General features: G+C 67.5%; 21 protein-coding genes. 11 read left to right on the plus strand and 10 right to left on the minus strand.

Annotated elements, in window-relative coordinates; genetic code table 11:
• Positions 1-12: 12 nt before the first annotated feature.
• The 3 genes from ACOZBP_RS10995 to ACOZBP_RS11005 all read right to left on the minus strand — a co-directional run bounded on the left by ACOZBP_RS10995 (position 13) and on the right by ACOZBP_RS11005 (position 2,281).
• On the minus strand, positions 13-1,257 hold the full coding sequence (locus ACOZBP_RS10995; RefSeq protein ID WP_422676478.1) for an MFS transporter: 1,245 nt from the start codon (positions 1,255-1,257) through the stop codon (positions 13-15).
• 110 nt (positions 1,258-1,367) lie between these two features.
• Positions 1,368-1,799 carry a hypothetical protein gene (locus tag ACOZBP_RS11000; RefSeq protein ID WP_422676480.1) on the minus strand — a complete coding sequence of 144 codons (432 nt, stop codon included), beginning with the start codon at positions 1,797-1,799 and terminating at the stop codon, positions 1,368-1,370.
• Positions 1,796-2,281 carry a YbhB/YbcL family Raf kinase inhibitor-like protein gene (locus tag ACOZBP_RS11005; protein WP_422676481.1) on the minus strand — a complete coding sequence of 162 codons (486 nt, stop codon included), beginning with the start codon at positions 2,279-2,281 and terminating at the stop codon, positions 1,796-1,798. The genes ACOZBP_RS11000 and ACOZBP_RS11005 overlap by 4 nt, the downstream gene beginning before the upstream one ends.
• 116 nt (positions 2,282-2,397) lie before the next feature.
• On the opposite strand from ACOZBP_RS11005, the gene ACOZBP_RS11010 reads away from it, so the two are divergent.
• Positions 2,398-3,567 carry a class I SAM-dependent methyltransferase gene (locus ACOZBP_RS11010; RefSeq protein WP_422676482.1) on the plus strand — a complete coding sequence of 390 codons (1,170 nt, stop codon included), beginning with the start codon at positions 2,398-2,400 and terminating at the stop codon, positions 3,565-3,567.
• A gap of 93 nt (positions 3,568-3,660) precedes the next feature.
• Here ACOZBP_RS11010 and purS read toward each other — a convergent pair whose 3' ends face one another.
• Positions 3,661-3,900, minus strand: coding sequence for a phosphoribosylformylglycinamidine synthase subunit PurS (purS, locus tag ACOZBP_RS11015; RefSeq protein WP_422676483.1), 240 nt, complete (start codon positions 3,898-3,900; stop codon positions 3,661-3,663).
• Positions 3,900-4,658: a phosphoribosylaminoimidazolesuccinocarboxamide synthase gene (purC, locus tag ACOZBP_RS11020; RefSeq protein ID WP_422676484.1), complete on the minus strand. Its 759-nt coding sequence runs from the start codon at positions 4,656-4,658 to the stop codon at positions 3,900-3,902. Before purC ends, purS begins: the two co-directional genes overlap by 1 nt.
• Positions 4,659-4,919: 261 nt before the next feature.
• Between purC and ACOZBP_RS11025 the strand changes: the two genes are divergently transcribed.
• Positions 4,920-5,243, plus strand: coding sequence for a DUF1476 domain-containing protein (locus tag ACOZBP_RS11025; RefSeq protein WP_422676485.1), 324 nt, complete (start codon positions 4,920-4,922; stop codon positions 5,241-5,243).
• A 72-nt stretch (positions 5,244-5,315) separates the two neighbouring features.
• Here ACOZBP_RS11025 and ACOZBP_RS11030 read toward each other — a convergent pair whose 3' ends face one another.
• From ACOZBP_RS11030 to purB, 3 genes are all read right to left on the minus strand, one after another.
• Entirely contained in the window at positions 5,316-5,948 is a 633-nt protein-coding gene (locus ACOZBP_RS11030; protein ID WP_422676486.1) for a fasciclin domain-containing protein, read from the minus strand.
• Positions 5,949-6,067: 119 nt separating this feature from the next.
• A complete protein-coding gene (locus tag ACOZBP_RS11035; RefSeq protein ID WP_422676488.1) occupies positions 6,068-6,568 on the minus strand; it encodes a DNA-deoxyinosine glycosylase in 501 nt (166 codons plus the stop codon).
• A 5-nt stretch (positions 6,569-6,573) separates the two neighbouring features.
• Complete coding sequence (gene purB, locus ACOZBP_RS11040) at positions 6,574-7,875, minus strand: adenylosuccinate lyase (RefSeq protein WP_422676489.1); 1,302 nt, start codon at positions 7,873-7,875, stop codon at positions 6,574-6,576.
• A 155-nt stretch (positions 7,876-8,030) separates the two neighbouring features.
• On the opposite strand from purB, the gene ACOZBP_RS11045 reads away from it, so the two are divergent.
• Both ACOZBP_RS11045 and ACOZBP_RS11050 read left to right on the plus strand, forming a co-directional pair.
• The gene (locus tag ACOZBP_RS11045; RefSeq protein ID WP_422676490.1) at positions 8,031-8,351 is read left to right on the plus strand and encodes a DMT family transporter; all 321 of its coding nucleotides are present in this window, start codon (positions 8,031-8,033) and stop codon (positions 8,349-8,351) included.
• 27 nt (positions 8,352-8,378) lie between these two features.
• Complete coding sequence (locus tag ACOZBP_RS11050) at positions 8,379-9,035, plus strand: glutathione S-transferase (protein WP_422676491.1); 657 nt, start codon at positions 8,379-8,381, stop codon at positions 9,033-9,035.
• Positions 9,036-9,228: 193 nt separating this feature from the next.
• Here ACOZBP_RS11050 and ACOZBP_RS11055 read toward each other — a convergent pair whose 3' ends face one another.
• Both ACOZBP_RS11055 and ACOZBP_RS11060 read right to left on the minus strand, forming a co-directional pair.
• A complete protein-coding gene (locus ACOZBP_RS11055; RefSeq protein WP_422676492.1) occupies positions 9,229-10,917 on the minus strand; it encodes a lytic transglycosylase domain-containing protein in 1,689 nt (562 codons plus the stop codon).
• Between the two features lie 93 nt (positions 10,918-11,010).
• A complete protein-coding gene (locus ACOZBP_RS11060) occupies positions 11,011-11,823 on the minus strand; it encodes a uracil-DNA glycosylase (protein WP_422676493.1) in 813 nt (270 codons plus the stop codon).
• A gap of 191 nt (positions 11,824-12,014) precedes the next feature.
• Here ACOZBP_RS11060 and ACOZBP_RS11065 point away from each other — a divergent pair, with 191 nt between their 5' ends.
• The 7 genes from ACOZBP_RS11065 (at position 12,015) to ACOZBP_RS11095 (ending at position 22,504) form a co-directional block, all read left to right on the plus strand.
• Positions 12,015-13,664 (plus strand): electron transfer flavoprotein-ubiquinone oxidoreductase, encoded by a 1,650-nt coding sequence (locus tag ACOZBP_RS11065; RefSeq protein ID WP_422676587.1) that lies wholly within the window; start codon positions 12,015-12,017, stop codon positions 13,662-13,664.
• Between the two features lie 55 nt (positions 13,665-13,719).
• A complete protein-coding gene (locus ACOZBP_RS11070) occupies positions 13,720-15,612 on the plus strand; it encodes a tetratricopeptide repeat protein (RefSeq protein WP_422676494.1) in 1,893 nt (630 codons plus the stop codon).
• 4 nt (positions 15,613-15,616) lie between these two features.
• Positions 15,617-16,483, plus strand: coding sequence for a 4-(cytidine 5'-diphospho)-2-C-methyl-D-erythritol kinase (locus ACOZBP_RS11075; protein ID WP_422676495.1), 867 nt, complete (start codon positions 15,617-15,619; stop codon positions 16,481-16,483).
• 111 nt (positions 16,484-16,594) lie between these two features.
• Positions 16,595-17,482, plus strand: coding sequence for a glycine--tRNA ligase subunit alpha (locus ACOZBP_RS11080; RefSeq protein ID WP_422676496.1), 888 nt, complete (start codon positions 16,595-16,597; stop codon positions 17,480-17,482).
• Positions 17,479-17,991, plus strand: a complete 513-nt coding sequence (locus tag ACOZBP_RS11085) for an endonuclease domain-containing protein (RefSeq protein ID WP_422676497.1) — start codon at positions 17,479-17,481, stop codon at positions 17,989-17,991. The genes ACOZBP_RS11080 and ACOZBP_RS11085 overlap by 4 nt, the downstream gene beginning before the upstream one ends.
• Positions 17,991-20,366, plus strand: a complete 2,376-nt coding sequence (gene glyS, locus ACOZBP_RS11090) for a glycine--tRNA ligase subunit beta (RefSeq protein WP_422676498.1) — start codon at positions 17,991-17,993, stop codon at positions 20,364-20,366. Before ACOZBP_RS11085 ends, glyS begins: the two co-directional genes overlap by 1 nt.
• A gap of 74 nt (positions 20,367-20,440) precedes the next feature.
• Positions 20,441-22,504 carry a capsular polysaccharide biosynthesis protein gene (locus ACOZBP_RS11095; RefSeq protein ID WP_422676499.1) on the plus strand — a complete coding sequence of 688 codons (2,064 nt, stop codon included), beginning with the start codon at positions 20,441-20,443 and terminating at the stop codon, positions 22,502-22,504.
• Positions 22,505-22,556 lie beyond the last annotated feature (52 nt).

Genomic DNA, 22,556 nt, shown 5'->3' on the forward strand with positions numbered 1-22,556 from the left:
TCGAGACGAATGTCAGGCGTCGCGTTGCGCGGTCTTGCGTCCGGTCAGCCAGGCGACGACCCAGACCGCGAATCCGCCCAGCGACAAGGCGACGCCGACCCACCCGGTCGAGGTCCAGCCCCAGCCCGCCGCCACGGCCATGCCGCCCAGCAGGGGGCCGATGGCGTTGGCGGTGTTGAAGGCCGAGTGGTTCAGGGCGGCGGCCAGCGTCTGCGCGTCCCCGGCCACGTCCATCAGCCGGGTTTGCAGGATCGAGCCCAGCCCGCCGCCGCCGCCGATCAGGAAGACCACGATCAGCATGGACCACAGATGCGGCGCTGCGAACGGATAGAGGGCCAGCGCGGCCACGCTCCACAGCAGCAGGCCGCCCGCCGCCGTCATGCCGAAGCGGTCGGCGGCCCAGGCCCCCAGCACATTGCCGCTCAACATCCCAAGGCCGAACATGGCGAAAACCCAGGGCAGGACCTCGGCGCCCACGCCGGTCACGGCGGTCAGGGTCGAGGCCAGATAGGCGTAGACCGCGAACATCCCGCCGAAGCCGATGGCCCCGACGCCCAGGGTCAGCCAGACCTGCCCGCGCTTCAATGCGCCCAGCTCGCGCAGGGGGCTGGCGTCGGCGTGCGCCGGGTCGCGCGGCGCGAACAGGGCGACCAGAGCCATGGTGACGACCGCCAGAAGGCTGACGATGGCGAAGGTCCAGCGCCAGCCGAACTCGTGGCTGACGGCGGTGGCGACGGGCACGCCGATCACAGTGGCGACGGTCAGACCCATCAGGATGGTCGAGACGGCGCGGGTGCGCAGTCGCAACGGCACCAGGGACGCCGCGACCAGCGCGGCCACCCCGAAATAGGCGCCATGCGGAATGCCGCTGAGAAAGCGGAAGGCCAGCATCCACTCATAGGTGGGCGCGATGGCGCTGAGCGCGTTGCCGACGGCGAACAGCGCCATGAAGCCGATCAGCAGCAGCCACCGCGGCAGGCGCGCGCCCAGCACCGCCAGAATCGGCGCCCCGACCACCACCCCGGCGGCGTAGGCGCTGATGACGTGCCCGGCGGTCGGTTCGTCCACGCCCAGCCCTGCTGCGAAGTCGGGCAGGACGCTCATGGCCGCGAACTCGGTCACGCCGATGGCGAAGCCGCCCATGGCCAGGGCCAGCAGCACAAGCGCCACCTTTCCGGGGGCCTGAACCGTCTCTGCCGTGGCTGATGGCGGGCACGGGCGGTTGTCGATACAGGCGGCGGCGTCGGTGGGGGACATGAACTATCGCATTGCAGCAAACTTTACGCTGCGTCGCAAAATAGGGTTTGAGCCCAGAGCTTCAACCTTGGCGGATGGACAGGCTCATCACACTTTGTGTTCGACGATGATCAGGCGTCGCTGAGCTCGGCCCGGACCCGGGGGTGTGACACCGAAAGCCCCAGGGTCTGAGCGGCGTACAGTTCCAGCAGCAGCCGGTCGCGATCGTCCGGCAGCGGCAGCCAGCGGGCCTTGATCGGGCGATTGCGGCCGAGATCACGCGACGGTTCGCTGACGCTGACCCTGGGCGCGCCGCCGCCGACCGGATGCTGAACCTTGGCCGCCAGCGACAATCGCAAAGAGGGCGCCAGCATCCGACGCTCTTCCAGATGCGGCGGGCTGCCGACGTGGATCGGTTCGTCGTCATGATAGAAGACATAGACCGCTCCGGGCGTGGGCAGGCGCGCCCGGGTCAGGGACTTCAACGGCTGATCCATCAAGCGGCGGAACAGGTCGGGGACGCCCGCCAACCTCTGATCGTGATCGAGAGGCGCTGTCGTCACGCGCCGGCGTTCTCGTAGGTGGCCGTGATCGAAGCCTTCGCCAGGGTGTGGAAATGCAGATTGAAACCGAAAACGGCGCCTGAGTTGTCTGAGGTCACGTCCAGACGATCCACGTCCACGGCGAAGACGGTGAAGATGTAGCGGTGCGGGCCATGGCCGGGGGGCGGGGCGGCGCCGCCGAAGCCGGCCTCGCCATAGTCGGTGCGGCCCTGAACCGCGCCCTGGGGCAGGTTTGCCCCGCCGACGGCGCCCGCACCCGCCGCCAGCTCTGTCACGTCGACCGGGATGTTGGCCACGGTCCAGTGCCAGAAGCCTGACCCGGTCGGAGCATCGGGATCATAGCAGGTCACGGCGAAGCTCTTGGCGCCCTCGGGCGCGCCCGACCAGGACAGTTGCGGTGATGTGTCGCCCAGGGCCTTCACATGGGCGTCGGGCAGGATGTCGCCCTCGCGAAAATCGGCGGAGGTCAGGGTGAAGGTCATCGGCGGCTTTCCCATACATCTGTTTCGCGGACGGAACGGTCGGGCTTCGACACCGTTGCGCAGCGACAGTCTGTTCCTAGCCAAGCTTGATCGAGGTTCAAAGCGCGGAGAGCCGGATGTTGCAAGCCCTTCTCGACCGGACCTTCCTGACGCGCTCGATCCGTGTGCGTTTGCCGGACGGACGCGAATTGACGGCAGGGCCGGGCGAGCCCGAGTTGACGGCCGCCATTTCCGACATGAGGACAGCGGCGGCCATCGCCGCCAATCCCGAGCTGGCGCTGGGCGAAGCCTTCATGGAGAGACGTTTTCAGGTCGAAGGCGGCGACATCTACGACTTCCTGCAACTGACGACGTCGCAACTGGCGATCAGGCCGCGCGGCGGGAAGCTGAGCCTGCTGCAACGCCTCAGGCGCGGCGCGGAGCAGGCCAACGACCGGCTGCATGCGCGTAGTAACGTCCACCACCATTATGACCTGACAGTCGACTTCTACCGGCTGTTCCTGGACGAGGACCTGCAATATTCCTGCGCCTTCTTCGAGACGCCCGACGCGACCCTGGATCAGGCCCAGACCGCCAAGAAGCGGCGGCTGATCGACAAGCTGGTGCTGTCGCCGGGCCAGAGCGCGCTGGACATCGGCTGCGGCTGGGGCGGACTGGGCCTGTCGATGGCCGAGCGCGGCGCGCGGGTCACTGGCGTCACCCTGTCGACCGAACAGCATCGCACCGCCAATGAGCGCGCGGCGGCGCGCGGTCTGTCGGACCGGGCCGAGTTCCGGCTGCAGGACTATCGCGACCTCAACCAGACCTTCGACCGCATCATCTCGGTCGGCATGTTCGAACACGTCGGCGCGCCCAACTATCAGGAGTATTTCGACACGGTCGCCCGGCTGCTGGACGACGACGGGGTGGCGGTGATCCACGCCATCGGCCGCAAGACGCCGCCCAGCCGCACCCAGCCCTTCATCCGCAAATACATCTTCCCCGGCGGCTATATCCCGGCCCTGTCCGAGGTCCTGCCCGCCATTGAACGCTCGGGCCTGTGGGTCACGGACATGGAGGTGTTGCGGCTGCACTACGCCGAGACGCTGAGAATCTGGCGGGAGCGCTTTCTGGCGCGCCGCGAAGAAGCCTTGGCGCTTTACGATGAAAGGTTCTGCCGGATGTGGGAGTTCTACCTCGCCGCCAGCGAGGTCGCCTTCCGCGAACTGGGCCACATGGTCTTCCAGTTGCAACTGACGAAGAAGCAGACCGCGGTCCCGCTAAGCCGGGATTATCTGTGCGAATAGCCTCTTCTTTTCCTCCCCATCGCTGCGCGACAGGGAGGAAAACAAAAAGGCCGCCCCGGAGGGCGGCCCTGATCGTCTGAACCGTCTTCGCCTTTAGGCGACTTCGATCCGGTAGCTTTCGATGACCGTATTGGCCAGCAGGGTGTCGCACATGCGCTTCACCTCGGCTTCCTTGTCGGCGACGCTGTCGTCGAGGTCGAACTCGATCAGCTTGCCGACGCGGGCGTTGGCCACGCCGGTCCAGCCCAGCCCTTGCAGGGCGCCTTCGACGGCCTTGCCCTGAACGTCCAGAACGCCGGGCTTCAGGAAGACGTGAACCTTCACCTTGGCCATTAGTGCAGTCCTCCTTGGATCACAGTCGGCATGTCCTTCATGATGCCGAGGCGGCGGGCCACCTCGGTGTAGCTTTCGATAACGTCGCCCATGTCGCGACGGAAGCGGTCCTTGTCCAGCTTCTCGCCGGTGGCGGTGTCCCACAGACGGCAGCTGTCAGGGCTGATCTCGTCGGCCAGGATGACGCGGGCGAAGTCGTTTTCCCACACCCGGCCGAACTCGATCTTGAAGTCCACCAGGGTGATGCCGACGGCGCCGAACATGCCGCACAGGTAGTCGTTGACGCGGACCGTCATGGCCAGGATGTCGTCCAGCTCCTGGGTCGTGGCCCAGTTGAAGGCGGTGATGTGCTCTTCCGTCACCATCGGGTCGTTCAGCTCATCCTTCTTGTAATAGAATTCGATGATCGAACGGGGCAGGGCGGTGCCCTCTTCCTGGCCCAGACGGGTGGCCAGCGAGCCGGCGACGACGTTGCGGCAGACGACTTCCAGCGGAATGATCTCGACTTCGCGGATCAGTTGCTCGCGCAGGTTCAGACGCTTGATGAAGTGGTTGGTCACGCCGATGCCGTTCAGGCGCGACATGACGAACTCGCTGATGCGGTTGTTGATCACGCCCTTGCCTTCCAGCACGGCCTTCTTCTGGGCGTTGAAGGCGGTCGCGTCGTCCTTGAAATACTGGATCAGCGTGCCGGGCTCGGGTCCCTCGTAAAGGATTTTGGCCTTGCCCTCGTAGAGCTTCTTGCGCTTGGAATTCATGGTCGAGTCCCGAAAGGGAAGAAAACAGACTGCCTCAAAACGAAAAACGCGCGGCCCTAGGGGTCGGGGCGGCGCGATCCTGAATCGACGACGTGCATATAAGATCGAACGCCCTTTAGCCGAAGGCCGTCTGTGACACAAATATCCTCCTGTAACATGGCGTCAGAGGCGCGACCGCGAGTCTGGTTGCGTTCGTCTGGAAGGGGGGTATAGACGGCGATGCGGACCCCAATTCCGTCCGCCACTGGAGTGACTACGCGCATGACGACCTTCGAAGATCGGGAAAAGGGCTACGAGTCCAAGTACGCCCTCGATCAGGAACAAGAGTTCAAGGCCATCGCGCGTCGCAACAAGATGCTGGGCCTGTGGGCGGCCGAGAAGATGGAATTGTCGGCTGATAGCGCCGAACAATACGCCGCAGCCGTGGTCCGCGCCGATTTCGAGCAGCCGGGCGAGGAAGACGTCTTCCGCAAGGTCGCTGGCGACTTCAAGGCTTCCGGCATGACGGTATCGGAAGGCGAACTGCGCTCGAAGATGGACGAGCTGGCCTCGATCGCCCGCGAACAGATCCGCGCCGGCGAATAGGCCCCGGTTCATTCCGGACGAAAAAAGGGCCGCGACCGGCATGGTCGCGGCCCTTCTTCGTTGGGGCCGGGATTACTTCGGCATCAGCACCGTATCGATGACGTGGACCACGCCGTTCGACTGGCCGACGTCGGCCTGGGTGATGGTCGAGGTTCCGCCCTTGGCGTCAGTGATGGTCCAGCGGCCGCCGCCAGCGTCCTTGACCATCAGCTTCTCACCCTGAACCGTGGTCAGGGTCGCCGTGCCGCCGCCCTTCTGGGCCTCGGCTGCGATGTCTGCGGCGGTCAGGCGACCGGGCACGACGTGATAGGTCAGGATCTTGGTCAGAGCGGCCTTCTGGGCCGGCTGCATCAGACCTTCCCGCGTCGCCGCCGGGATCTTCTCGAAGGCGGCGTTGTCAGGGGCGAAGACCGTGAAGGGGCCGGCGCCTTGCAGCGTCGTGGCTAGGCCAGCCGCCTGAACGGCGGCTACCAGGGTGGTCAGATTGGGGGCCTTGGCGGCGTTGGTGACGATGTTGTCCGCCGGGCTCATGGCCACGCCGCCGACCATGGGATCGGTGGTGACGGGGGTCATGGCGGCCGACTCGGCGGGCGTGGCTTCGGCTGGCGCGGTCTCGACCTTGTTGTCGTTGTTGCCGCAGGCGGCCAGCGTCAGCAGGGCGGCGGCGGATACGGTGGCTAGGGTGGCGGTACGGATCATTTTCATGGCGTCTCTCCATCGACGGCCGCTCGGAGCGGCGGCTGGCGTCGGGGAGAACTACGGGCGAGCGAGGCAAATGGTTCAAATTTTCCGGCGCGGCCCGTGATCGGTTTGACCCTGATCGCTCAATCCAGATAGGGCGCGAGCACCGACCATAGCCGGGCCTTTTCCTCGAAAGGGCGTGCATGGGCCGGGCTGGAGGAGGGCAGGTCGATCAGGGCGACGCCGTCCAGATCGGTCAGGATGCGACGCCCCGTCCTGGCCGCCAGCCCGCCATTGAAGGCGACGGCTCGCAGTTCAGGCAGACCCGCCGTCAATCCGCGCAGGTCTGCCGCCTCTGGCGAGCGGATGGCGGCGTCCAGACTGCCGGCGCGTTCCGCCGAGGCTATCACGTCCCACAGACCGACACCGTGCGCCCGCAGGCGATGCAGCCGCTCTTCATAGGCCAGCGCGGGCAAGGCTTCGTCCAGCAGACTGCTCATCAACGGCCAGAAGGCGTTGCGCGGATGGGCGTAATATTGGGCGGCCCTAAGCGAGGCGTCGCCGGGCAGGCTGCCCAGGATCAGGACGCGGGTGCGGTCGTCGACGACAGGATCGAAGCCGATGGATCGCCCAACCGCAGACAAGGGTCTCAGCCCTCGCCGAACACCCGCTTGAACACCACGTCGACGTTCTTGGTGTGATAGCCGAGGTCGAACAGGGCTTCCAGCTGATCGGCGGGCAGGGTGACGCGGGCGTCTGCCTTGAGGAAGTCGAGGAAGACGCCTTCGCCGCGCCAGACCTTCATGGCGTTCTCCTGAACCGCCGCATAGGCGTCTTCACGCGACACGCCGGCCTGGGTCAGGGCCAGCATGACCCGTTGCGAGTGCACCAGACCGCCCAGGCGGTCGATGTTCTTCTGCATGTTCTCGGGATAGACGTTCAGGCGCTCGATCACGCCCGCCAGACGGTGCAGGGCGAAGTCCAGGTGGACCGTCGCATCCGGGCCGATGCCGCGCTCGACCGAGGAGTGGCTGATGTCGCGCTCGTGCCACAGGGCGACGTTTTCCATCGCCGGGACGACAGCCGAGCGGACGAGGCGAGCCAGGCCGGTCAGGTTCTCGGTCAGGATCGGGTTGCGCTTGTGCGGCATGGCCGACGAGCCCTTCTGGCCCTTGTCGAAGAACTCCTCGGCTTCGAGGACTTCGGTGCGCTGCAGATGGCGGATTTCCACGGCCAGACGCTCGATCGACGAGGCGACGACGCCAAGCGCGGCGAAATAGGCGGCGTGACGGTCGCGCGGGATGACCTGGGTCGAGACGGGCTCGACGGCCAGACCCATCTTGTCGGCGACGTATTGTTCAACCGCCGGATCGACGTTGGCGAAGGTGCCGACGGCGCCCGAGATGGCGCAGGTGGCGATCTCTTCACGCGCGGTGATCAGGCGGCGCTTGGCGCGCTGGAACTCGGCGTGATAGCCGGCCAGCTTCAGGCCGAAGGTCACGGGCTCGGCGTGGATGCCGTGCGAGCGACCCACGGTCGGGGTGTATTTGTGTTCCTTGGCGCGGACTTCCAGCGCGGCCAGCACGCGGTCGACGCCGCCCAGCAGCAGGTCGGTCGAACGCGCCAGCTGCACCGCGAAACAGGTGTCCAGCACGTCCGAAGACGTCATGCCCTGGTGCAGGAAGCGGGCTTCCTCGCCGACGATTTCCGACACATGGGTCAGGAAGGCGATGACGTCGTGCTTGGTGGTGCGTTCGATCTCGTCGATGCGATCCGCATCGAAGGTCACGTCCTTGCCCTTGGCCCAGATGGCGTCGGCGGCGTCCTGCGGGATCACCCCCAGTTCGGCCATCTTGGTGGCCGCATGGGCCTCGATCTCGAACCAGATCTTGTACTTGGTCTCTTGCGACCAGATGGCGACGGCTTCGGGGCGGGTATAGCGCGTGATCATGGATCGGTCGTGTCGTGCGCGACGGCCCGCGAGTCAAGGTTCGCCATTGACTTCTCGCGGCCTTGTCCCAAATAGGCTGCGTCAGAGGACGACCTCTCCCTACATTGGGCATGACCGCCGGGACGACCCGGTTCGCCATGCAAGGGAGTATTGTCGTGGCCTGGATTCTCCTTCTTTTCGCCGGTCTGTTCGAGATCGTCTGGGCCTTTCTGATGAAGGCGTCGGACGGGTTTTCGAGGCCGTGGCAGACGGTCGGCACCATCGTCTTCATGATCGTCAGCTTCGGCCTGCTGTCGATGGCGATGAAGACCCTGCCGCTGGGCACCGCCTATGTGATCTGGACCGGCATCGGCGCGGTCGGCGCCTTCGTGGTCGGCATCGCGGTGCTGGGCGAACCGATCACCCCCATGCGGATTGCGGGCGCGGTGCTGATCATCTCGGGCCTTGTTGTGCTGAAGCTTTCCTCCAGCCATTGAGGCAGGCTCAAGCTCGGGAGTCTCGCCATGGAAATGATCATCGGACCGCGTCTCTATTCCACATGGTCGCTGCGGCCATGGCTGGTGCTGAAACGGGCCGGAGCCGAGTTCACGACGCGTGAGGTCTCCTATCGCACCGAAGAGCAGAAGGCCGAGCTGCGTCGCCTGTCGCCGTCGGGCTTCGTGCCTCTGCTCAAGGTCGACGGCGAGACCATCTGGGACACGCTGGCGATCAGCGAATGGGCGGCGGAACGCTATCCCGAGGCGCAGCTCTGGCCGGTCGATCCGACCGCGCGAGCCCTGGCCCGTTCGGCGACAGCCGAAATGCACTCCGGCTTCACGACCTTGCGCGATCTGTGCGGCATGGGGCCGGATCATCCCATCGCTGGCGAGGCGCGGTCCGAGGCGCCGTCCGATCCGGGGCTGGATCGGGATCTGGCGCGGCTGGTCGAGCTGTGGCGGCAGATGCGCAGCCGCTTCGGCGCCGACGGTCCCTGGCTGTTCGGTGACTGGTCGATTGCGGACGCCTTCTTCACCCCCGTCGCGGCGCGGGTGCGCCATTATCAGATCGAACTTGGCGCGCATGGCGATGCGGACGGCGTCGCCCGGACCTATGTCGAGGCTCTGCTGGCCCAACCTGATTTTCAGGAGTGGGAGCGGCTGGCGCTTGCTAACGCCGCTTAACCTCGGCGGAAAACCAGCGATTAACGAGTGATGTTACAATCTGGCTTCACGGCGTCGGGCCGTGGGGGACGGGCCATGCGGACGATCAGCAGAAACACCGACTGGGGCAAGACGGCGCGCGGCTATTTCCTCGCGGGTCTGGCCTTCGCCTTCGTCTGGGCCATGCTGTTGTCCAGCGTGGTCTGACGACGATCTAGCGCGTCCCGGCCATGGGGGCGGCCTCGGCCACCTGCATCGTCGCGGGCGGCGCGACATAGTCCAGGCGGATCGGCACGGCCCGGGCGCCCGACGCCACGGCGTCCAGCGTGTTCAAAGGCGCGCCCAGCATCCGTTGATAGATCCAGTATGCGGCGACGACCTTTTCCACGTAGTCGCGGGCCTGCGGCACGTCGATGGTTTCGATCAGCAAAAGGGGATCGGCGTCCGGCCCCAGTTTGCGGATCGCCGCCAGCATCGGCCCGGGACCAGCGTTATAGGAGGCCACAGCCTTCAGGATGTCGCCCTGGAAGGACTCGATCTGGAACAGGCGGTTCACGTACTCCTGACCCAGCTTCATATTGGTCGAGGCCGAAAGCAGCCGTTCAGGATTGCGGACGTAGCCCTGATCTCCGGTCATGTAGGCGGCTGTCGCCGGCATGACCTGCATCATGCCATAGGCGCCGGCGCCGGAGCGGGCGCTGGCGTTGAAGTCGGTTTCCTTGCGGGCGATGGCGTAGACCAGAGCCTTCTCGATGGTGAAGCCGCCCTCGGGCTCCAGCACCGGCATGGGATAACGGGTGGCGTCGATGCGGCTGGCCTCGGCCTGGGCCGCCCGGTTCGGGGCCACGGTGCGATAAAGGCCGGCCCAGAGGCGACGGGCGGCGTCCCCGTCGGCGCTGCGCATGCCCGTGCGGGCGGATTCTTCCGCCTCGTTGCGGCGGCCGACCTCATAGAGGGCGACGGTGCGCCGTGCGGTTTCGTCGGATCGGATGAAGGCGTTCAGTTCGCGCGCATCCACGCCGGTCGGCTCGGGCGAGAGGCTGGCGCGTTGCAGCGTCGCTCCATAGGCGCGCGGTCCCATATTCTCGATCACCGGCTCTTCGCCCAGCTGACGCAGGGCGACCTGGCCATAGAAGGTGGCGGGCCAACGCGCTGCGAGGCGGAGATTTTCGGCCACCCTGTCTTGGCGGCCGGACTGGGCGGCGGCGCGGGCGGTCCAGAAGGCGCCGGCGGCGCGGACCCAGGGGTCTTCGGTGGGATCTTGCGCGACGCGCTCGAAGGCGCGGAAGGCGTCGGAAAACTCATTAAGCCGCCAGGCCGCCAGGCCCGCGCTCCACCAGTCGCCCATCTCGGCGCCGGTTCGATAGGCGCCCGCCAGGTCGTCGTTATTCAGGGCTACGCGCGCGGCCTTGGCCGGATCCGACACGCCGCCGTCGCCCGCTCCGGTGACGCTGGCCCAGGTTCGCTCCAGCAGATTTCCGGGGCGTTTGGGCTCCGGGGCGCCGTCGGGAAGCCGGCGCATCGCCAGGGTGTAGACGCGCGACGCCATCGGCAGGTCGGAATAGCTTTCCAGCCAGGCCGCCAGTTCGTCATAGGCGGCGACGTGAGTGGGGTGGAACAGGCGCTCGAACTCCACCTGTCCGAGCAATACGCGATCCTGGGCCTGGCGCGCCGAGGAACGGGCCAGTTCCAGATCGCCTCGTCGCAAGGCGTCGAAGGCGGTGGTGTAGCTCAGCCGATCGGAACTGCTCAGCGCCGTGGGCGTTCGATCCGAGTCATTGGCGATATAGGCCTTGCCGCCGTCATCGGCGCTGGATTCAGCAGCCAGGGCGGCAGGCGCAACCGTGACGCAGAGCGCAGCAGCGAACAGGGGCGCGAGTGACGCGCGGCGGAAAAGGTACATACGCGGCGGCCCCCTTCGTCGGCGCCGCTCCCGTCTCGACTCGGGATTGTCAGCGCTCTGTGGACTGGTCGTCAGCCGATAACCATGCCTGACTCACGCGTCGGGCTCAACCTGGGCCGTATCCAAATGCGACGCCAGCGCCAGGATGTCGGCCCAGACCACGCGTTTGGCCTGCGGCTGACGCAGCAGGAAGGCGGGATGCAGGGTGGCGAGCGCTGGGGCGGAGACCCCGCCTTCGGCCAGTCGCCATTCGCGCCATTGGCCACGAATCTTCATCAGGCTTTCCTCGGTGTTCAACACCGACTTCGCCGCCGCCGCCCCCAGCAGAAGCACCGCTTTCGGCTGCATCAGGGCGAAGGCGCGCTCCAGGAAGGGCGCGCAGGCGGCCTGCTCCTGGGGAGTCGGCAGGCGGTTGCCCGGCGGCTTCCAGAAGACGGTGTTGGTCATGAAAACCTGATCCGCCAGACCGGCCGCCGCCAGGATGCGATCGGTCAACTGTCCGGCCTGTCCGACGAAGGGCTGGCCGCGCAAATCCTCCGTCTCGCCGGGGGCTTCGCCGATCAGCAGGATGGAGCCCTTCGGATTACCACGGGCAAACACAGCCTGCCTCGCGCCCATGGCGCGCAGGGGGCAACCCTCGAACGCGGCGATCGCTTGCGCCACGTCGTCCATGGATGCGGCTGCGGCCGCCAGGCGCCGCGCCTCGTTCACAGCCTCGGCGCCGGACATTCCGCCGTAAAGGGCGGTGACGCTGGCCGAAGCCTTTTGCACCATCTGGGACGGAGGCGGGGCGACGAAGACCGTCCGATCGACCGGCGCGTCCAGATAGCAGGCGTCCACGCCTGCATCGCGCCAGAAGGCGAGCAAGGCTTCGGTTGCGGCGGCGTCGGGGGGCTGAGGCGTCATTCCGCGACAGGGATAAGCCTTGACCGCCGCTGCGTCACCTCACGATAAGACGGATAACCACGATGACAACGAGGATTCAGGGGATCATGGGCGAGCAAGCGATCGAAGGCGGCGCAACAAACGCGTGGCAGGAAGCCGTCATCGACAAGCTGCCGCCGGCGGAAGCGCTGGAAGGCGTCGAGCGCGAGGTCATGGACTATGATGTCGTCATCGTCGGCGGCGGCCCCGCCGGCCTGTCGGCCGCCATCCGCCTGAAGCAGCGCGCCGAGAAGGACGGGAAAGAGATTTCCGTCGCCGTGCTGGAAAAGTCAGCCGAGATCGGCGGCCATATCCTGTCGGGCGCCGTCATCGACCCCAAGGCCCTGAATGAGCTTTTCCCCGATTGGAAGGAACGCGGCGCGCCGCTGGAGACCCCGGTCAAGACCGACAGGTTCTTGGTGCTCGGCCCGGCGGGGCAGGCGTCCCTGCCGATGTTCGCCATGCCGCCCTTCATGCACAACCACGGCTGCTACATCGCCTCGCTCGGCAATGTGGCGCGCTGGCTGGCCGAACAGGCCGAGGCTATGGGCGTCGAGGTCTATCCCGGCATGGCCGCCAGCCACGTCGTCTGGGATGAACCGTCAGGCAGGGTGAAGGGCGTCGTCGCCGGCGTCTTCGGCATCGACCGCGAGGGCAGGCCGACCGGCGAATTCCAGCCCGGTCTGGAACTGCACGGCAAGTATGTCTTCATCGCCGAGGGCGTGCGCGGGTCGCTGGCCAAGACCATCATGGCCCGCCACGACCTGACCGCCAACGCGGACCCGCAAAAGTTCGGCATCGGCCTGAAGGAACTGTGGCAGATCCCGGCCGAGAAGCACCAGCCCGGCCTGGTCCAGCACACGACCGGCTGGCCGCTGGACGACAAGACCGGCGGCGGGTCGTTCCTGTACCATTTCGGCGACCGCTACGTGTCGGTCGGCTTCGTGGTGCACCTCAACTATCAGAACCCCTATCTGTCGCCGTTCGACGAGTTCCAGCAGTTCAAGCACCACCCGGCCATCGCCGAGCATCTGGAGGGCGGGACGCGCGTCTCCTACGGCGCTCGCGCCATCACCGAGGGCGGCTTCCAGTCGGTGCCCAAGCTGGCCTTCCCCGGCGGCGCCCTGATCGGCTGCTCGGCGGGCTTCGTGAACGTGCCCCGCATCAAGGGCAGCCACAACGCCATGAAGACCGGCATGCTGGCCGCCGACGCCGCCTATGAGGCCGTGATCGCCGGCCGCGAGGGGGACGTGCTGGAAGCCTATGAGGAAGCCTACAAGACCTCCTGGGTCTACAAGGAGCTGAAGATCGTCCGTAACGCCAAGCCCATGCTGTCCAAGCTGGGCACCATGATGGGCGGGGCGGTCAGCATGTTCGACATGTGGGTCAACCACCTGACCGGCGGCTTCTCGGTCTTCGGCACCATGAGGCACGCCAAGACGGACGCGGCCTCGACCGGCCTGGCCAAGGACTTCAAGCCGATCACCTATCCCAAGCCGGACGGCAAGCTGTCGTTCGACAAGCTGTCGAGCGTCTTCATCTCGAACACCAACCACGCCGAGGACCAGCCGGCCCACCTCAAGCTGCTGGACCCGTCCGTGCCGATCAGGGTCAACCTGCCCAAGTACGGCGAACCGGCGCGGCTCTATTGCCCGGCGGGCGTCTATGAGGTGCTGACCGACGAGCAGGGCCAGAATCCGCGCTTCCAGATCAACGCCCAGAACTGCGTCCACTGCAAAACCTGCGACATCAAGGACCCGTCGCAGAACATCGTCTGGACCACGCCGGAAGGCGGCGGCGGCCCCAACTATCCGAACATGTAAGGCTCAGAGGTTTCAGCCTCTTGCGGGCGGAAGGGAAAGCGTGAAGGGTCCGCCCATGCGCTTCCCCTTCCGCCGTTCCGCCCTGTTCGCCGCCGCCTCGCTGATCGCGCTGGGCCTGGCCGCGCCGTCCCTGGCGCAGGAGGCGCCGGCCGCGCCGGCCGCGCCGGTTCCGGCCGCAACTGTCGAACCAGCGATAGAGGTAGATCCGTCGGAGCCTGACACGGCGACCCCGGCCGACGCCGAAGGCCAGGACCCCGAAATCATCATCGCCGATGCGCCGGCGGCGCCCGAGACCCCGCCCATCCCGGCGATCTGGGCCCCGATCCCGACCGACGCCGAGGGGCGCAGCGCCTACGGCTACTACCTCGCGGGTCGCAACGCCCTGACCAGCGGCGAGAGCGAGGCAGGCGCCGACTATCTGGCGCAGGTCGAGGCCCTGACCCCGGAACAACCCCGGGTGCGGGAACAGGCCTTCACCGCCTCGCTGCTGGCGGGCGATCTCGATGTCGCCGGCCGCATCGCGCCGGAAGGAGAGGGCGTCTCGCCCGTCATCGTCCAGGCCGGGCGTCTGGTCGCCGCCGTGCAGACCTTCGTCCATGGCGATGCGCGCAAGGCGGACGCCCTGCTGAAGGCGGCCCCCATCGGCTCGCCGCATGAGCGCGCCGGCCTCTATCTCCAGCCCTGGATCGCCGCCGCCGCCGGCGACTGGGACCGCGCCCTGGCTCTGCCGCCGGCTGATCTGGACCCGATCAGCACCCTGGTGGCCCGCGCCAACCGCGCTCGCCTGCTGGAGCTTCGCCGTCGCCACGACGAGGCCGACGCGGAGTGGCGCGACCTGACCAGCCACGCCCTGGCCTCGCGCCTGTTCCGTCTGCCCTACGGCGAATTCCTGGAACGTCGCCGCAAGCGCGATGAAGCCCTGGTCCAGTATGACGCCGCCGTCACCGCCGGGGCGACCGATCGCGCCACGACGTCGGCCCGCGCCCGCGTGCTGGCCAAGGGGCGTGCGCCCGCCGCGCCGACATGGCGCCAGGGCGCGGCGCTGGCGCTGAAGACCGCTGCGGACCAGGCCATCGCCCAGCGCGCGCTGGAGTTCGGCGTGGTCTATCTTCGCCTTGCCCTGAACCTTGATCCTACCGATGAGAACCGCTTCCTGATCGGCCAGACCCTGCAACAGGCCGAACTGGAGCCGGCGGCCCGTGCGGCTCTGGCCCAGGTCGGGCGACAGGATATCGAGCTCTATGCCGCCGCGCGCGTTCAGAGCGCGCTGAGTTTCGAAAAGGACGGCCAGGCTGAACAGGCCCTGGCCGAGTTGCGCCGCGCCCTCGAGGCGCGTCCGAATGAGGCCAGCATCGCCTATCTTCTGGCCGGGCAACTGGTGCAGATGAAACGCTTCGACGAGGCGCTGGTGGTGCTGAACGGCCCTCTTCTTGCCACGGCCGAACAGGGCTTCGAGGTGAACTTCCTGCGCGGCGCGGCCTATGAGGCCCTCGATCGCAAGCCCGAGGCCGAGGCGGAGCTGTGGGCCGCGCTTCAGAAGCAGCCCAACAACCCGACCGTGCTCAACTATCTCGGCTACCTCTGGGTCGACAGCGGCGTGCGGGTCGAGCAGGGGGCCGAGATGATCGCCCGCGCCTTCGCCGCCGATCCGTCGGACGGCAACATCCAGGACTCGCTGGGGTGGGCCCAGTATCGCCGGGGCCAGTTCGATGTGGCCGTCGAGAATCTGGAACAGGCCGTGGCCAAAGAGCCCGCCAACGCCGAGATCAACGACCATCTGGGCGACGCCTACTGGGCCGTGGGTCGCCAGCGCGAAGCGGGCTTCCAGTGGAACCGCGTCCTCACTCTGGACGTCGAGGCCGAACGCAAGGCCGAGGTCGAGGCCAAGCTGCGCGACAAGCTGGCTCAGGAACCGACCGACGACAGCGGCGCGGGCGCCGCGGACTGATGCGGTGACGCTGAGCGGCCTGGCTCCGGCCAAGATCAACCTGTTCCTGCACGTCGGGCCCGTGGCGGGCGACGGCTATCACCCGCTGGCCAGTCTGGTCGCCTTCGCCGACATGGGCGACGCTGTGACCGTGAGGCGGGCCGACGCCCTGTCGTTGACCGTCGCCGGCCCGTTCGGCGGCGCCTTGGCGGACGAGGGCGACAACCTGATCCTGCGCGGCTTGCGGGCGCTGGGCGAGACGGCCGGGATCGGCGCGCCGCCGGTGGCGGTGACGCTGGACAAGCAGCTTCCCATCGCCGCTGGCCTGGGCGGCGGTTCGGCCGATGCCGGGACGGCTATCCGGCTGGCGGCGCAACTGCTGGAGCTTGATCTGGACGAGGCCGCGCTGGAGGCCGTCTCCGGCGTGGTGGGGGCGGACGGGCCGATGTGCCTGCGCGCCCGCCCGGCCTGGGCGACGGGCAGGGGCGATGATCTGAGAGACGAGCCGCGCCTGCCGCCGCTGCACGCGGTCCTGCTGAACCCCGGCCTGCCCTCGCCGACGGGAGCCGTGTACCGCGCCTATGACGACGCGCCCGCGGGCGGCGCCGACTGCCCGGACGCCCCCGCCGACTGGTCGTCCGCCGCCGTAATCGCCTGGCTGAAGGGCCAGCGCAATGATCTGGAAGCGCCCGCCCTGCGCGTGACGCCGGGCATAGGCGAGGCCCTGAGCGCCATGCGCGCCGCGCCCGGGTGCCGTCTGACGCGGATGTCGGGCTCGGGGGCGACGGTCTTCGGTCTGTTCGACGACGCAGCGGCGGCCGAGAGCGCGGCGCTTGCGCTGCAACGCCCCGACTGGTGGGTGCGGAACTGCGTGCTGGGCGGATCCGCCTAGCGCTTTTTCTGCTGTCATCCCGGAAAGGAAGAGAGGCCGCGTCCGGTTGAGTTTCCGGCTCGCGCGCCCTAGGGTCCGCGCTCAAATTTTGCGCTGCGAAAACGAGCCGACGTGACCACCGAACCCCTCGCCTTCCAGGACCTGATCCTGACCCTGCACAAATACTGGGGCGACCAGGGCTGCGCCATTCTGCAGCCCTATGACATCGAGGTCGGCGCGGGGACCCTGCACCCGGCGACGGTGCTGCGGGCGCTGGGTCCCAAGCCGTGGAAGGCCGCCTATGTCCAGCCGTCGCGCCGTCCGGGCGACGGTCGCTATGGCGAGAACCCCAACCGGCTGCAGCACTATTACCAGTATCAGGTCATCCTGAAGCCGAACCCGGACAACCTGCAGGAGCTCTATCTCGGCTCGCTGGCCGCCATCGGCATCGACCCCAAGCTGCACGACATCCGCTTCGTCGAGGACGACTGGGAAAACCCCACCGTCGGCGCCTGGGGCCTGGGCTGGGAGGTCTGGTGCGACGGCATGGAGGTGACGCAGTTCACCTATTTCCAGGGCGTCGGCGGCATCGAGGTCGACGTGGTCTCGGGCGAGTTGACCTACGGGCTGGAGCGTCTGGCCATGTATGTTCAGGGCGTCGACAACGTCTATGACCTGAAGTTCAACAAGGAAGGCCTGACCTACGGCGAGGTCTTCCTCGAGAACGAGCGCCAGCAGTCCGAAGCCAATTTCCACGGCTATGACGTCGCCGCGCTGAAGCGCCGCTTCGAGGACATGGAGCGCGAGGCCGCGCACTTCCTGACCATGAAGGGGCCGCAAGGCCAGCCCCTGGTCCTGCCCGCCTATGACCAGGTGCTGAAGGCCTCGCACTTGTTCAACCTGATGGACGCCCGCGGCGCCATCGCCGTCGCCGAACGCCAGAGCTACATCGGCCGCATCCGCGACCTGTGCAAAGCCTGCGCATTGGCCCAGGTCGAACATGAACGGGCGACCGCATGACGGTTGACGATCAGTTGACGCCACAGGCTCCCTTCCCCCTTGATGGGGGAAGGGCTGGGGATGGGGGTGACGCCCTCAGCCCTCTGCGCGCGCGTCATCTGACGGGTGCTGTCGGCCGCGCGCGGCGACTGCGTCGCGACATGACCTTCCCGGAACGTATTCTCTGGGACGAACTGCGCCGCCTGAAGCTGAACATTCGCCGTCAGGCGCCGATCGGCCGCTACATCGCGGACTTCGCCCATCATGACAGCCGCCTGATCGTGGAAATCGACGGGCCGCTGCATGAGGAACTCGAAGCGGTCGCCTATGACGCCGAACGCACCGCCTGGCTGGAAAGCCAGGGCTTTCGCGTAATCCGCTTTTCCACCAAACAGGTGACGGACGGCTTGTCGGACGTGGTCGATGCGATCCGTTCGGCCCTGCTGTCACCCCCATCCCAACCCTTCCCCCATCAAGGGGGAAGGGCCCTCTGGCGCGCCCGCGATCAATGGGTGCGGGACGAAAACTGATGCCCCAGCTTCTCCTCGAAATCTTCTCCGAAGAAATTCCCGCCCGTATGCAGCAGGGCGCCGCGCGCGACCTGGAGCGCATGGTGTCGGACCGTCTGAAGGCCGCTGGTCTGACCTGGGAGGCGCTGAACGTCTTCGCCGGTCCGCGCCGCCTGACCCTGGTCATCGACGGCCTGCCGGTCGCCGCCGCCGACCGCAACGAAGAGGTCAAGGGTCCCAAGACCTCGGCCCCGGCTCAGGCGCTGGAAGGCTTCCTGAGGAAGACCGGCTTGACCCAGGACCAACTGGTCGAGCGCGACGGCGTCTGGTTCGCCGAGATCAGCAGCAAGGGCCGTCAGACGACCGAGGTCTTCGCCGAGGCCGTGGATCAGATCGTCCGCAGCTTCCCCTGGCCCAAGTCGATGCGCTGGGGCACGGGAAGCCTGCGCTGGGTGCGCCCGATCAAGCGCATCATCGCCCTGTTCGACGGGGCGGTGGTGCCGTTCGAGATCGACGGCATCCACTCAGGCGACGTGACCGAGGGCCATCGCTTCCTCGGCAGCGGCAAGCCGTTTGCGGTCAAGGACTTCGCCGACTATCGCGCCAAGCTGGAACGCGACTTTGTCCTGCTGGACGTGGCCGACCGCAAGCTGCGGATTCTGGAAGCCTCCAAGGCCGCCTGCGCCGCGCGCGGTCTGGCTCTGGTCGATGACGACGGCCTGCTGGACGAGGTCGCCGGTCTGGCCGAATGGCCGACGCCGATCCTGGGCGACATGGACCCGCAGTTCCTGTCCCTGCCGCCCGAAGTGGTCCGCCTGTCGATGAAGGTGCACCAGAAGTATTTCGCCGTGCGCGATCCGTCCAAGGACGGTCTGGCGCCCAACTTCCTCGTCGTCGCCAACGTCGAGGCGACCGATGGCGGTCAGGCCCTGGCCGCCGGCAACTCCAGAGTCCTGTCGGCCCGCCTGAACGACGCCCGCTTCTTCTGGGACGAGGATCAGAAGGTCGGCTTCGACGCCTGGAACGACAAGCTGAAGGGCGTCACCTTCCACGCCAAGCTGGGCACCCTGGCCGAGCGCGTCGACCGCATCGCGGCGCTGGCGCGCGAGATCGCCCCTCTGGTCGGCGCCGACGCGGATCAGGCCGAGCAGGCCGCGCGCCTGTCCAAGGCCGATCTGGCCAGCGGCATGGTCAGCGAGTTCCCGGAACTTCAGGGCGTCATGGGCGGCTACTACTCCCGTCTGGCCGGCTATCCCGACGCAGTCGCCGACGCCGTGCGCGACCACTACAAGCCGCAAGGTCCGGGCGACAGCGTCCCGACCGCCCCGGTCACGGTCGCCGTCGCCATCGCCGAGAAGCTGGACACCCTGGTCGGCTTCTTCGCCATCGACGAAAAGCCCACAGGCTCGCGCGACCCCTATGCCCTGCGCCGCGCGGCGCTGGGCGTGATCCGGCTGGTGCTGGAGAACGGGGTGCGGATGCATCTTGGCCGGATGTTCGAGGTGATTGGCCTAGCGCAGCTTTTCGATCTTTCGGACAGCTTCATCAATGAGTTCGCTGATCAGCAAAGCAGCCGCCAAGATGATCGAATTGAGAACGCGCTGCTGTACCTGAAGGGAAATGTCTCTTGGCATTACCTCAATGCAGGTGGGCTGATGGACCGTCTTGCATCGGCATCGGGGCCATCCTGGATCTTGGAGGACGAGAGTGCGGAGTTTGCGGATGATCTCAGAGAGCTTCGAAATCGCCTAAGTTATCTTTCCAACAGGCTCGCCGCAGCAGACTTCAATGGTGCATTTGATGTCGCTCATGGTGCCCGCATCGCTGAAGATGTCGAAGGTAGTTGGTTGCGCGTTGGTGCGTTTGAGCTCGGTCATTCGGGGGTCGGTTTCTTCGCCGACCGCCTGACCGTCCTGTTGCGCGACCAGGGCCAGCGCCACGACCTCGTCGCCGCCGTCTTCGCTCTGGGCGACGACGATCTGGTGCGGATCGTGCGTCGGGTGGAGGCGCTGGCCGCCTTCCTCGCCACGGACGACGGGGCCAACCTGCTGGCCGGCTACAAGCGGGCGTCCAACATCCTCAAGGCCGAGGAGAAGAAGGGCCCGCTGCCGCAAGGCGCCGTCGCCACCGGCCTGGCCAACCAGCCTGCGGAAGAGACCGCTCTGGCCTTCGCCGCCGCCGCCGCCGCGACCGCCGTGGACGCCGCGCTGGAGACGGAGGACTTCGCCGCCGCCATGACGGCGCTGGCCGCCTTGCGCGGTCCGGTCGACGCCTTCTTCACCGGCGTCATGGTCAACTCCGACGATAAAGCGGAGCGCGAGAACCGCCTGAAGCTGCTGGGGCAGGTGCGCGGCGTCATGGGCCGGGTGGCCGACTTCGGTCAGATCGCGGGGTAGTGCTGATCCTTCTCTCGCAAGGAGAAGGAAGCGAGGGAGTGGCGCCCGGACTCTACAAACCGTAGACACAGCCCATGACCGCACCGCTTCCGCCCCTTTCCAAAACACGCGCCTGGGTCTGCGCGCCCGGGGTGTTGAAGACGCCCTTTCTGTCGGTCTTCCTGCCTGACTACGACCTGTCAGCCTTGCCCGGCGCACAGACCGAGGCCGTGCTGGGTTGGGGCATGAAGCCGACGGCGGCGGCGGGACGGCGCTGGGCGGCCAGGCACGGCAAACCCTATGTGGCGCTGGAGGACGGCTTCCTGCGCTCGGTCGGGATCGGCGAGAGCGGGGCGACCAGCCTCAGCCTGATCGTCGATGATCTGGGCGTCTATTACGACGCGACGCGGCCCAGTCGGCTGGAGCAGCTGATCGCGACCGCTCCCGACTGGTGCGACGCCGCCATGAAGGCGCGCGCGCGCGGCCTGATCGACCGCATCGTCGCTTCGGGCGTGTCCAAGACCAATATGGGCGGGCCGCTGGACGCCGCCCTGCTCAAGCCCGGCCGCCGGGTGCTGATCGTGGATCAGACCTTCGGCGACGCCTCCATCGGCTATGGGCTGGCGACCGAGGCCAGCTTCTCGGAGATGCTGGCGACGGCGCGACGCGACGAGCCGGACGCCCAGTTGATCGTCAAGCGCCACCCGGCGGTGGCGGCGGGGCGCAAGTCGGGCTGCATTCCAGCCAGCGAGCTTGAAGGCGTCACCCTGATCGACACCGACGTGCGGCCCGCCGACCTGCTGGCGGCGGTGGATGCGGTCTATGTCGTGACCTCGGCCCTGGGGTTCGAGGCCCTGTTGCGCGGCCTGCCTGTGCGCTGTTTCGGCGCCCCCTTCTATTCGGGATGGGGCCTGACGACGGATGCGGTTTCGACCGGACGGCGCGGCGTGGCGCGCGATCTGGAGCAGGTCGCGGCGGCGGCCCTGATCGCCTACACCCGCTATGTCGATCCCGTCACCGGCCAACGGTGCGAGGCCGAGCAGGCGCTGGAGCGGCTGATCGCCCTCCGCGACCGCGCCGACCGGCTGGCCGGCGACTGGGCCGCCGTCGGCTTCGCCCCGGCCAAGCGGCCTCCGGTGCGCCGTCTGCTGAACTCGCCCAAGGGCCGCGTCCGCTACTTCTGGCGCGCCGCCGCCGCCGTGGCCCATGCGCGGGCGACCGGCGGCAGGCTGATCTGGTGGGCCGGCAAGGAGACGCCGCAGATCCGCGCCGCCGCCGACGCCTTCGAGGGGCCGGTCGTGCGGATGGAGGACGGCTTCATCCGTTCGCGCGGCCTGGGCTCCGACTTCTTCGGCGCCCTGTCCGTCGCCCTGGACGATCAGGGCGTCTATTACGACCCGACCCGGCCCAGCCGCCTGGAGAGCCTGATCGAGGCGGGCGAGCCTTCGCCGGACCAGGCGGCGCGGGCCGAGCGGCTTCGTGTTCGCGTGGTCGAGGCGGGGCTGTCGAAATACAATCTGAAGGGGGCGGGCGTTCCGGCGTCCTGGCCGAAAGACAAACCGATCCTGCTGGTCGTGGGTCAGGTCGAGAACGACCGCTCGATCATGATGGGCTGCGGCCCGGACCTGCGCACCAACTCGGGCCTGGTGAAGGCGGCGCGGGCGGATCATCCCGACGCCTTCCTGATTTATCGCAACCACCCCGACGTGACGGCGGGCAACCGGCCCGGCCTGCTGGATCACGCGGCGATGGAGGAGGTCGACGCCTCGGCCGACGATCTGGACATCGTGGACTGCCTGAACGCCTGCGACCGGCTGGCCACCCTGACGTCGCTGACCGGGTTCGAGGCCCTGATGCGGGGCAAGTCGGTCAGCGTCTATGGCCGACCCTTCTATGCCGGATGGGGCCTGACCGACGACAAGCTGGATTTCGAGCGCCGCACGCGCCGCGCCAGCCTGCAAAGCCTCATCCATGCCGCCCTGATCGGCTATCCCGTCTACGTCACGCCCGGGGGCTGGCCGTGCGAGGCCGAGGACCTGGTCGCGGCCCTGATCGCGGCGCGGGATCATCCGCTGCCCGCCCCGCCGCGCGGCCGCATCAACAGATGGTGGAGGGGCGTCAAGGCCAGTCTCGACCGGAGCCTTCCACCGGCCTATTGAGGAGGTTCGTTATCGCTACGGACCTGTCCGGCCGCGAGGCGCCCGAACTTCG

This window comes from Brevundimonas sp. NPDC058933, assembly GCF_049315965.1.
Taxonomy (GTDB): Bacteria; Pseudomonadota; Alphaproteobacteria; order Caulobacterales; family Caulobacteraceae; genus Brevundimonas.